Below are 11709 nucleotides of genomic sequence, written 5' to 3'. Positions count from 1 at the left end.
GCACGAGCGCGACGCGGTGGGCCGGGCGGGTTTGCCCGGAACCCGTCGGGGTATCCACTGGGTAGTCCTGTTGGCCGATCCGCGCTTTCGCGACTCGCCGACCTCGGCACCGTTCGCGAAAGGGCTCCCGTGACGATCGTCGCCTCCGTCCCGGCGGGACACGTGTACGTCCGACACCTGCAGGACCCCACGGGGGCCGGCCGGGTCGTCAGGCTCCCGGATCCACAGGTTGCGGGCGCAGGGCCGGCAGCACAGTGGTGGCCGTCTCCGATGCTGCACCCCGACTGGGTCCGTGAGCACGCCGACGAGGTCGACGTCATGCACATCCACTTCGGCTTCGACCACCTGTCCCCGGACGACCTCGGGGATCTCGTCGACGCCCTGCGCGAGACGCACACGCCCCTCGTCCTCACCGTCCACGACCTGCGCAACCCCCATCACGTGGAGCGGGAGCTGCACGATGCCCAGCTCGGCGTTCTCGTTCCCGCCGCGGACGCGCTGGTCACCCTGACCCCTGGCGCGGCGCGAGAGATCCGGCAGCGGTGGGGACGCGAGGCCATCGTCCTGCCGCACCCGCACGTGGTGGACGCCGTCACGCTGTCGGCGCCCCGTCGGGAGCACCGAGGGTTCGTCATCGGGGTCCACCTCAAGAGCCTGCGAGCGAGCATGGACCCGATGCCGGTCATTCGTGAGGTCGTCGCCGCGCTCCCCTCGCTGGATGGTGCGTCCGTGCGCGTCGACGCCCACGTCGACGTCATGACCGAGGGGTACGAACACCACTCCGTCGACATCGCCGATGAGCTGACCCTCCTGGCGGACTCGGGCGCCATCGACCTGCGGGTCCACGACTACTTCACGGACTCCGAGCTGTGGGACTACCTGGGGTCGCTGGACGTGTCGGTCCTTCCCTACCGCTTCGGAACCCACTCGGGGTGGCTCGAGGCGTGCTTCGACCTGGGCACGGTCGTGGCGGCGCCTGACTGCGGGTACTACGCCGAGCAGCGCCCGTGCATCACCTACGCCACCCCCGGCTCGACCGGCGAGTCGGCCCAGGTGCCCACGTTGACCGCCGGGCTGGCGCGCGTCCACCGCGAGCGCCCGGCCTGGCGGGCCGACCCGGCTGCCCGGCGGGCGGAGCGCATCGCCCTCGCCCGCGCGCACGAGGCGCTGTACGACCGGGTCCTCGCCGGGAGCTCCGCATGCACGTCGTGATGATCGCGGCGTCGCGCTTCCCCCTCGCCGAGCCGTTCGCCGGTGGGCTGGAGTCGCTGACCTGGAACCTGTGCCTCGGCCTGCGCGACCGCGGCGTGCGGGTCACCCTCTTCGCCGGCCCGGGAAGCGACCCGGCACTGGGCGCCCGCGAGCTGGAGACGAGGCCCTTGGCCCTGAGCCCGGCGGCCCGCCAGGACGTCGCCATGCCGCCGGCGGCGTGGCTCAGCGAGCACCACGCCTACCTGCAGGTGATGCTCGAGCTCCAGCGCCGCGACGACGTCGACGTGGTGCACAACAACAGCCTCCACCACCTCCCCGTGGCGATGGCTGCCGCCTCACGGGCGCCGATGGTCACGACGCTGCACACTCCACCCACCCCGTGGCTCGAGTCCGCGTTCGACATCGCCGACGACCCCCGGGCACACCACGTGGCGGTCAGCGACCACACCCGCCGCGCGTGGCGGCACGTCGTGGACGCCGAGGTCATCCCCAACGGCGTGGACGTGCGCCGGTGGACGCCGGGCCCCGGCGGCGACGCCCTGGCCTGGGTCGGCCGGCTCGTCCCCGAGAAGGCGCCGCACCGTGCCATCGAGATCGCGCGGGCTGCGGGCAGGCGCCTGCGCCTGGCCGGTCCCGTCGGGGACCTCGACTACATGCGCACGATGGTGCAGCCCCTCCTCGGCGAGGACGTGGAGTACCTGGGGCACCTGGGCAGCGACGACCTGCGCACCCTGTTCGGCACCAGCGCCGCCACGCTGGTGACACCGGTCTGGGACGAGCCCTACGGCCTGGTCGCGGCCGAGTCCCTGGCCTGCGGCACCCCGGTGGTGACCTTCGACCGCGGAGGGCTCCCGGAGTTCGTGACCCCAGAGGTCGGGCGCCTCGTTGCGGGCGACGTCGCGGGGGCGGCCGCGGCGGTCCACGAGGCCGTGACCCTCGACCGCGGGGCCTGCCGCCGCCACGCCATCGAGCGCTGTTCCGTCGACCGCATGGTCGACGAGTACCTGCGGGTCTACGACTCCATGCGCGGCCTGCAGGGTGCCGCGTGATCGGCTACTACGTGCACCACCAGGGCCGCGGTCACCTCACCCGGATGCAGTCGGTGGCGGCCCACCTGCGCACCCCGGTCGTCGGGATCAGCAGCCTGCCGGCGCCCGTCGGCTGGGAGGAGCGGTGGCTCCCCCTCGCGCGCGACGACGACCCGGTGCCCGCCCCGGGGTCCGACGTCGACGCCCACGGGGTGCTGCACTGGGCCCCCCGTCACCACCGCGGTCTCGGCGACCGCATGGCGGCGATCGCGTCGTGGATCGCCACCGAGCGCCCCCGCGCCATCGTCGTCGACGTCTCCGTCGAGGTGGCCGTCCTCGCCCGCCTGTGCGGCATCCCCGTCGTCGTGGTGGCTCTCCCCGGCGAGCGCGTCGACCGGGCGCACCGCACTGCCTACGACCTCGCCGACGCCCTGCTCGCCCCGTGGCCCGAGGGGTCGCACGGCACCGACTGGCCGGAGGCATGGACCGAGAAGACCCGGTTCGTCGGTGCGCTGTCACGGTTCGACGGGCAGGCACGGCCGGCCGAGAAGGTGCTCGGCCCGGCCCGCAGCGCCCTCGTCGTCTGGGGCGCCGGGGGGCGGGACACCCACGACGACGCCGTCCCCGACGCCCGTCTCGCCACACCGGGGTGGACCTGGACCGAGCGCAGTCCCGAGCACCCCTCGCCGAACCTCTGGGAAGAGCTGTGCGCCGCGGACGTCGTCATCACCCACGGCGGCCAGAACGCGGTCGCCGACGTGGCTGCGGCGCGGGCCCCCGCCGTCATCGTCGCCCAGGACCGCCCGTACGGCGAGCAGGTGGCGACGACCGAGGCCCTGACCCGGCTGGGGATCGCGGAGGGCCGCGCCCGATGGCCGTCCGCCGAGGCGTGGCCGGACCTGCTCGAGCGCGCCGTGCAACGCGGCGGCGCCGGCTGGTCGCGGTGGAGCGCCGGCCACGGCGCCGAGGACGCGGCGGCGCTCCTCGACGACCTCGCGGGCGACTCCCTGCCGGCCACGGACCCAGCGACGTGACGGCCTCCGTCGCCGTGGTGACGATCGCGCGAGGTCGACACGAGCACCTCGCCGGACAGGTGGCGGGGCTGCGCCGGCAGACGCGCTCTGCTGAGCACTACGTCGTCGTCTCGATGGGCGACCCGGCACTCGCGGACGTCGTGGCGGCCCACGCCCCGGCCGAGTGGGACGTCCACCACGCCGGCCTGCCGGTCCGGGACGGTCGCCTCCCCCTGGCGGCCGCCCGCAACCTCGGGGCCGCGACGGCCATCGACGCCGGGGCGGAGCACCTGGTCTTCCTCGACGTCGACTGCGTCCCCGACCGGACCCTCGTCGAGCGCTACGCCGCCGTGCTCACCGCCCAACCGGGGTCCGGTGGCCCCGTGGTCCTCTGCGGGGGCGTCGCCTACGAGTCGGCCCCCGGTCCCGGTCCTCGTCGGCTGCGGCACCACCCCGCCAGGCCCGCGCTCGCGCCGGACCGGGTCGAGGTCGTCGACGACGTCACCTTGTTCTGGTCACTGTCCTTCGCCGTCTCGGCCCGGGACCTCACCTCTCTGGGCGGCTTCGACGAGGCCTACGTGGGCTACGGCGCGGAGGACACGGACGTCGGGCAGCGGCTGCGGCGGGCCGGTGGCCGGCTCCTCTTCGTCGGAGGCGCCGGGGCCGTTCACCAGTACCACCCGACCCAGGACCCACCCGTCCAGCACGTCGCGGACATCGTCACCAACGCGAACACCTTCGCCGACCGGTGGGGGTGGTGGCCCATGCAGGACTGGCTCGAACGGTTCCGCGAGCTGGGCCTGGCCGACCGGGGACTCGACGGTCGGTGGGTGACCACGGGCAGGCGTGTCGACCCACCCGTCGGGTAGGGCCACGACATCGATGCCGACGGCCACAGGGCCCCCACCGCTCCCGCCGGTGTCAGTCCGCACCCTCCGGTGACGAGGTGTCGTGCAGGACGCGATGAGCCATGTCGAACGTTGAGGATGCTGCAGCCGGCGGTGGCCGCGAGGTCCTGGACGGGAGCCGAGAAGGTGGTGCCGCCGGCCGGGATACCGGTCCCCGTGATGGTGCCGGAGAGGGTGAGGACCCCGTTGACGACGGAGGCCGTCAGGTTGCTCACTGCTCCGGTGAACGCGGACCCGTCGGGGAGGGTGCCGGTGACCGGGAGCGTGGTGGCGGCCGGTGCTGCGGCCGCCACGCCCGTCGGGACGGCGGTGGCCGCGTTCGCCGCGGCGATGCCGGGGCCGAAGCCCAGGGCTCCACCAGGATGAGGGCGGCGGAGCTGGTTCGAAGCGTCGTGCTGGTCATCAGAAGTTCTCCTTCGTGGACCCAGCGGGTCCGGGTGCGGACTGAACTCGTCGGGCAGTCGATCTGGCTGCCGTCACCCCTGAAGACACCGCCCGCTGCGCGGCATGACGCGGGGCTCCAGGCTTCGGCTCGTCACGTCCCGCGTGCGCCGACGTGGGCGACAGCCATGTCGCCGCGTCATGTGTGCAGGGCCAAGGCGTCGGCGTCAACTCTCGCGCCAAAGCAGGACGCTGGATCGCAGCCCAAGCCTCGGACGCGCACCGCCCGGGCGATGGTGGCCCCTTCGGTCGCCTCAGCTCAGCGTCGGACGAGGACCTGCAGCAGCCCTTCGAGTGCCGAGCGGTCAGCCATCTCCAGAGTGACGGCCCAGCCCGGGTTCTCCCCCGGCGCCGGCGAGCCCAAGCCGTTCCGGCCAGTGATCTGCATGGTGCAGCCGGACATCTGGGCGATCGCGCGGCGCCATCGGTCGGACTCGGCGAGCCTGGTGATGCCGATGTCTGTCGTGAGGACGACGAGGGACGGGTCACCGGGCGTCCACGACGGGTCGACGAGGATCACTGCGGGCGGCAAGGAGGCCCGGCCGTGCCCACCCAGGTCGACCTCCCCGCCATGACTGACGAGAACCTTTCCCGCAACGCGGTGCGTGGACCCGCTCACCTGCCAGAACGCGTGTCCGAGATCGACGAGGGGCCCCTCAGGGGTCGGCAGCCTGACGAGGCGCCGGATGCACTTGGCACCGTCCTCCGCCGAGCCGAGCTGGACGAGCATCCGCCACACGGCAGCCGTGTGGAGGGAGTAGGACTTCGGATAGCCCAGGCCACGCCCTTTCACCCGGTCGGGCGCGAGCGCGAGGGCGTACGTCAGGGCGGGCAACGCTGAGCCTTCCTGCTGTCGGTGCAGGCGCGAGACTGTTCCTGCCACCGGGGACGTGAAGTCCGCGCGCCAGCCCTCGCCCGTGACGGAGGCCACGACATCCCCGACAGCAACCCTGTCGTCGGTGCCCACGACATGGGTGATCGTCGCCGGTTCCCCCTCGTGCGGTGCGCAGTCGAGCCACAGAGCGTGGTGTCCGAACAACCGGTCACTGGACTCGAACGACCCGACTCGCGCCTGGAAGGTGCTGATGACGGGCGCAGCGCGTTCGCCGACGCCGACAGGAACCGAATGTGCGCCCAGCGCGACGACGAGCTTGGGGTCGCCGAGTGTGGATGGTGGTCGCCCCACCAGCTGATGAAGCATCTCGTGGACGGCCGGGACGTGGGACGAACCGCCACTGAGGTACAGGGCATGGAGCGAGGCCCCCTCGACACCAGCGGCCTGGAGTGTCTGGACGACCAGAGAGCGCGCATCCCGCACCTGATCGGCGATGACGTCGTCGAACTCCGGCCTGGTGACGAGTACCGACGTCGCATGCGGTCCGACGGCGACGGCCACTTCGGCGTCCTCGTACTCGGAGAGCATCTCCTTGGCCGACCGGACCTGGTCCCTGACCGTGCGTGCAGCACCCTGCTGTGCGGGATCCGACAAGGCCGCGACGAGCTCGTGCTCACCGCCCGCGACCAGTGCCCGGCGAACGTGTTCGAGGAGGAGAACATCGAGGGTGTTGCCCCCGAGTCGGTCGCGGCCGGCGTGGTGGACGACCTCGTACGGCCAGGCATCAGGCTCTGGTGAGACCACCCGTCGGAGAACAGCGACGTCGCACGTGCCGCCGCCGAAGTCGAACACGGCGACGGTTCCCCCCTCAGGGATCGTCGTCACCCGGGAGAACCACGCCACGGCCGCGACCGGCTCAGGGACGAGCCGCACCTCCTCGGTGCGGATCCCGACGAGGTCCCACGCGTCCCTCAGCGCGATGAGCCGCCTCGACGCCCACTCCTGGGGGTGGGTGAGGATGACGGCGCGCGGCGGCGTTCCCCCTGCCACGGCGGTCGCCTTCTCGGTGACGTGCCGGAGGACCTCTGCGACGAGGACCGAGACCTCGACCTCTTCGTTGCCGAGCAGTATCGTCCCCGCCCCCAGCTCGCTCTTCGGGTGCTCGAGGTACCCCGAAGGGTTGGCGAGGTGACCCTGCCGAGCCGCGGCACCCACACGGTAGCCACCACCGATCCGCAGCACCGCCGAGGGCATGGTGTCCGCAGCATGGCTCAGACGGACCTGGGTTGCTGGCCCCCCGTCGTGGCGGATCGTCGCGGCGGTGTTGGACGTCCCGAAGTCGATCGCCAACGTCCATCCGGCGGAGGTCATCGGTCGTCGTCACCAGAGGTCAGGGCGACGGCGAGCGCGGCTCGGGCACGACTGAGACGGCTCTTGACCGTCTGGACCCCCACCCCCTGATGGGCCGCGATCTCCTCGTACGTGAGGTCACCGATCTCGCGAAGGACAAGGGCCTCGCGGAACACCGGGGGCAGAGAGGCGATCCCGCCCCGGACCAGCATCCCGTCGGCGACGCGCGACGCGTGGTCGCTCGTGACGACGAGGTCGTCGGCCCACTCCCCCCGCGGGACGTCCCGACGTCGCCGCACCACCGCGAGAGCGGCGTTGGCGGCGATGCGATAGAGCCACGTACCCAGCCTGGACTCCCCGCGGAACCGGTCCAGGTGCAGCCAGGCAACCGTGAGGGCGTCCTGAAGGGCGTCCTCGGCGTCGTGGTGGCTGCCGGTGATGCGCACGCAAACCGACCACAACCGGGCCCGATGGGGATCGAGGAGCGCCGCGAAGGCCGCCGCGTCGCCCGTACGGGCTCGAGCGATGAGCTCATCCTCGTCGGTCATCCCTGCGCCCTCCGACCAGGGCAGACGCGTATGGCGACTGCTGGAGGTGAAGGTAGCAGCGGCGGGAGACCGATGTCCCACAAATCCGAGCGCACCTGTGAACGGTCCTCAGGGACCCGAGGTCACGGGCCCCCGAGGGCCCCTGCGACCACTTCGGCGAGGTCTCCCTGAAGGTCGCGCAGCTCAACGACGCGTGGGCCGTCTGCCGACCTCAGATGCACCACCGTGAGCAGCTGAGCGGCGCCGTCACGGTGGGGACCCAGGTCGCGCAGCGGCCGGCGCTCCACATCCACGCCGGCGTCGCGCGTCAGGACGTGCAGCCAGGGAGCATCGGCCGCGCGCCGGGCGCTGGCGTCGCCCGGCGAGAGGTGGGCGGTCGAGGTGAGGCTGCTCGGGGAGAGGAGGACGACGAACGGAGGGCACAGTGGGCCCGATGGCGCCTCGACCTCCGTGAGGCGGCCGCCGCCGAACGCGAGGACGTGGACGCTGCGGCCGCTCTGCGCAGGATCCACGTGGAAGGAGGCTTCGTACGGACGTGGCAGCGGCCACCGCACTGCGACCGCCCTTCGCGACACGAGCCGGTCGGGCGCCGGGTGCGGGAGCGACCGCGGGCCCTCCTCCCCGGCGTCGGACGACCCGCAGAGCGAGATCAGGCCACCGGCCAGCTCACGGGGAGAGCGGTGCTGCTCGAGGAATGGCGCGAGCACCGCCCAGACGATCTCCTCGTCGGGCGTGAGGGTCCGTGCCGGCGGGGCGAAGGAGTGGGCGGGTTCCGGTGCGACGCGGACGAGCGGCTTCCCGACCACCTGGTTCTGGCCTTCTTCGCGCGAGCAGGACGTCACGATCCCGGCGCACGGGGAAGTCAGCTCGGCGTGGACACCCGACGCGGTCACGACCCGTGCGAGCGCGTCGCCGGTGGAGACGTCATCCCCAGGCCACACGTCGAGGCTCACGACCCAGACGGTGTCCCCACCATCGGGCAGTGGTGGGACGCGCACCGGAACGGCCGCGACGTCCGCCGTGCCTCGAGGGCTCCCTCGCAGTCCCGGTGCGGACTCCATGGGCGGGGTCGGCACCCGGGGCGGGGGTCCTTCGAGGGCCCGGAGGCCCGCCTGCAGGACCACCGGGGGCGGTGGGACCGCATCGACGACGGCGGGTGCCGTCGGGCGCAGCACCCGCAGCCACCGGAGGACCTCGTCGGGCTGGACGTCCAGGTCACCGCCGGTGAGGTCGACGTCCGCGACGAACGCGAACCCGAGGGGTCCGCTGGGATCGTCGGTGACTCCGACGCACACCGTGGTGAGGAGGCGGCCACGTCCCGACGGCTGCCAGTCGAAGCGCCGCAGGCGCGTGGCGGCGAGTCCGTCGACCGTCGGCTCACGCATGCCGAGCTCGCGCCGGTCCCGGAGGAAGGGGGCCCGGGCGAACTGCTCGCCCTCCCACTCGTCGAGGGTCGTGCCCGGCGCCAAGGGCTCGAGGGTCACCCTGGCGAGGAAGGTCTCCGTCGTCAGCTGCAGCTCTTCGACCGCGTGCCAGCCAGGGGGCGCGACCCACGTCGGCGGGCTCGCCGCCATCGGCCCTTCGGGCTGGCGCAGCTCGGCGGCGAGCGCCTGCGCGTGGGCAAGAACTCCGGCGCGGTGCGACGGCGCGACGCCGGCCACCACGGCGAGCAGCGCCGGCCCCTCCGGGGTCCCCGTCGCCGTGGCGCCGCCCGCGGCCAGCCCGGTGTCGCACGCGACCGAGAAGGTGGACGGGAGGCCGGTCCACGCGTCGTCCAGCTCGTCGAGCACGGCGTCCACGCCGAGCAGGGTCGACCAGCGCGAGCTGCGAGGCGTCAGGGTGGGAACAGGGAGGAGCCGTTCGTGGAGCAGCCTCAACCGGGGAACCGGCCGGTGGAGGATCCCGTCGCTCGGGAGGGATCGGACGTCGAGCAGCGCCGCCACGAGCCGGCAGGCCCCGTCCTCGAGGAGGAGCGCCCGCGATGCCCCGTCGTCTCGCACTCGCAGGCCCGCCTCGAGGCGGAGCAGCCGGACGACGGCCCAGTCCGGCGGTGGCGAGCAGCTGAGCCGGGCGGTCCACCGGTGCCGCTCGTCCGGGGGCGCGTGGCTCCCGAAGGCCAGCGCTGCGGCCAGGCCCTCGAGCGCAGGGTCGCGCACGCCGGGCTCGGAGGCGACGGGCGACGCGCCCGCCACCATGCTGGACTGAGGTGCAAAGGTCGTGCGGGGCGGCAGCGGTGGCGGGTCCGCTCCGGGAAGGGCCGGAGCGGGGAACCGGTTCGCCACCGGCGGCGGGTCCCAGGCGCCCGGCTCGGGTCCGGCGTCAAGCGTGCCACCGCCAGGTGGACCCGTGTCGACGGACAGCATCACCTGGGCGATGGAGGCCGCGTTCGGGTCCGGCTCGTCGGAGAGCACCACGAGCTGCCGGAGGGTGTCGGCGAGATCGGCGCCGGCACCGGACAGCACGTGCACGATCCACGCCACGGTGCCGGCCCGGTCGGCCAGGGGCACGGGGTGGATGACGACGAGGCGAGCCCCGTCCTCCGAGGTCAACGCGTCCCCGGCGACCACGGCGACATCGAGGTCCGGGGTGACGACATGCAGGCTCGGCGGTGCGGCGTCGGTCTCGACGAGGAGGACGAACGGCGGGACCTCCGCGTCACCGGCACAGCCGTAGAGCCGCACTGCCCCCCTTTCGCCGCGAGCTCGGCCGAGTGACGTGAGGGAGGCCGAGCCCGAGCCGTCGTCGGCGGCCAGCTCCTCGAGCAGGGTCAGGACGTCGTCGGTCGCGGGGTGCGCTGCCTCCCGACGGGCGAGGGCGTCCCACACCAGGGCCTGCTGAGGGGTCTGCGGGCCGCTCGCTCGATGGGTCGCGACGTGCCCCGGACGGGGCTGCGCCCCGGCGATCGGTGACTTCTTCTGCCACCAACGCCAGGTCATGTGGGGTCCGCCGGTCCACGTCGCGCCTCGAGGTGGTGCGCGAGGATCTGGTACGAGCGAGCCAGGACCGTCGCCGCGGCGGCGACGGCCGGAGTCACCGCGAGCGAGGCGTCCGCGCGGGCACGGGAGGCAGCCTCGCGGGCGTCGGGCGCCAGCCCCGACCCTGCCCGGTCCGGCGCCTCCGGGAGGCCGAGGACCTGCCAGGCGGGGAGGCCGGCGAGCAGCGCCTCGAGCCGGGGTCGCTGAGCCGACTCAGGGGCCGTCCCGAGCAGGTCGTGCAGCGCCCTCAGCTCGGCGATCGGGTGCATGACCGGGTCGAGCTCGACCTCCTCGACGAGGTCGAGGACCCGCTGGCACCCCACCCGTCGACCGAGGCGAGACAGCTGGCCCAGGGTGCGGCTGGCCTTGATCAGGTGGGCGCGCGGCACCATCGTGCCCTCGAGCACCTCCTCCAGGTCCCGGATCCCCGAGGCCTCTTCGCACCAGCGACGCAGACTGGTTGCGCCCTGGCGCGCCGGGCCGCGGCCGCGGAGCAACCCGTAGGGGCCGACGACGGAGAACGCCTGCGCAGCTGCGGCCTTGTCGAGCCCGGACACGTCGAGCGACTGCCACGCAGGCAGGATGGCGTCGGCCACGCCGTCGAGCGAAGCCAGCGCGGCCGCCACGGTCTCCGAGACCTGGCCCGCCCTCGCCGACTGGGCGAGGAGGCCTGACACGGCCACGACCCCGCCGAACTGGCCGGGCGAGGTCGACGCGATCCGACGGGCGGTGCGCTGGGCCGCCCCCATCGGGTCCTGGGCGTTGAAGAGATCGGCCTGGGACAGGACCCCGAGGGTGTTGACCGCGGATGCGGTGAGACTGCCGGACGCCGCTGCGAAGTCGTGGAGGAAGGCGATGTCGTCCGCCCGCTCCGACTCCCGGACCACGTACAGGAGGGCGTCGGCGTCGCCCGTCGCGTACTTGGAGCACTCCTGGCCCAGGACCGCCGCACGCGCCGCGGCCTCGTTCTCCTCGGTGAGCGTCGCGAGGCCCGGCGTGTCGATGAGTGTGAGGTCTCGCAGGGCACCCGCCTGGAGGTGGACGACGACTCGCGACACGTCCTCCAGCGGGACACCCAGCTGCTCCGGCAGGCGGCGACCGTCGAGGCGCAGCGGGACCCTGGCGCCGTCGCGCAGCACGACCTCCGCTCGGTCAGGAGAGCCGTACCGGTACCAGGTGACGACGCGGGTGCACTCCCCCGCGGCGGTCGGTGCGACCCGACGGCCGATGAGGGCGTTGACGAGCGTCGACTTGCCGGCCTTGACACGGCCCACGACAGCCAGGCGCAGCGGCTCGGCCAGCCCGACGAGGAGCTCGTCGAGGACGCCGCGAACCTCGAGGTCGGCCATGTCGGGCAGGGTGGCGGCGGCCCGGACGAGTGTGGCGACCCTTTCGACCT

General features: G+C 73.4%; 8 protein-coding genes. 4 read left to right on the top strand and 4 right to left on the bottom strand.

The features are described from left to right. Window positions 1-270: 270 nt before the first annotated feature. From ACFLFB_RS04100 to ACFLFB_RS04085, 4 genes are read left to right on the top strand one after another with little or no spacing between them, the layout of a single operon-like run. Window positions 271-1212 (top strand): glycosyltransferase family 1 protein, encoded by a 942-nt coding sequence (locus tag ACFLFB_RS04100; RefSeq protein ID WP_392544436.1) that lies wholly within the window; start codon window positions 271-273, stop codon window positions 1210-1212. After that, window positions 1200-2261, top strand: a complete 1062-nt coding sequence (locus ACFLFB_RS04095) for a glycosyltransferase family 4 protein (protein ID WP_392544435.1) — start codon at window positions 1200-1202, stop codon at window positions 2259-2261. The genes ACFLFB_RS04100 and ACFLFB_RS04095 overlap by 13 nt, the downstream gene beginning before the upstream one ends. Next, on the top strand, window positions 2258-3274 hold the full coding sequence (locus ACFLFB_RS04090) for a glycosyltransferase (protein ID WP_392544434.1): 1017 nt from the start codon (window positions 2258-2260) through the stop codon (window positions 3272-3274). Before ACFLFB_RS04095 ends, ACFLFB_RS04090 begins: the two co-directional genes overlap by 4 nt. Further along, window positions 3271-4122, top strand: a complete 852-nt coding sequence (locus ACFLFB_RS04085; RefSeq protein ID WP_392544433.1) for a glycosyltransferase family 2 protein — start codon at window positions 3271-3273, stop codon at window positions 4120-4122. The genes ACFLFB_RS04090 and ACFLFB_RS04085 overlap by 4 nt, the downstream gene beginning before the upstream one ends. A gap of 739 nt (window positions 4123-4861) precedes the next feature. On the opposite strand, the gene ACFLFB_RS04080 is transcribed toward ACFLFB_RS04085, so the two are convergent. From ACFLFB_RS04080 to ACFLFB_RS04065, 4 genes are all read right to left on the bottom strand, one after another. After that, window positions 4862-6808 (bottom strand): Hsp70 family protein, encoded by a 1947-nt coding sequence (locus tag ACFLFB_RS04080; protein WP_392544432.1) that lies wholly within the window; start codon window positions 6806-6808, stop codon window positions 4862-4864. Further along, entirely contained in the window at window positions 6805-7335 is a 531-nt protein-coding gene (locus ACFLFB_RS04075; protein ID WP_392544431.1) for an RNA polymerase sigma factor, read from the bottom strand. The genes ACFLFB_RS04080 and ACFLFB_RS04075 overlap by 4 nt, the downstream gene beginning before the upstream one ends. 122 nt (window positions 7336-7457) lie before the next feature. Further along, entirely contained in the window at window positions 7458-10271 is a 2814-nt protein-coding gene (locus ACFLFB_RS04070) for a biotin/lipoyl-containing protein (protein WP_392544430.1), read from the bottom strand. Further along, window positions 10268-11659, bottom strand: a complete 1392-nt coding sequence (locus ACFLFB_RS04065; RefSeq protein WP_392544429.1) for a dynamin family protein — start codon at window positions 11657-11659, stop codon at window positions 10268-10270. The genes ACFLFB_RS04070 and ACFLFB_RS04065 overlap by 4 nt, the downstream gene beginning before the upstream one ends. Between the last annotated feature and the right edge of the window lie 50 nt (window positions 11660-11709).

This window comes from Oryzobacter telluris, assembly GCF_043099285.1.
In the GTDB taxonomy this organism is placed as follows: Bacteria; Actinomycetota; Actinomycetes; order Actinomycetales; family Dermatophilaceae; genus Oryzobacter; species Oryzobacter telluris.
The sequence above is the reverse complement of the archived record's forward strand: the minus strand, read 5'-3'. Positions and strand labels throughout refer to the sequence as shown.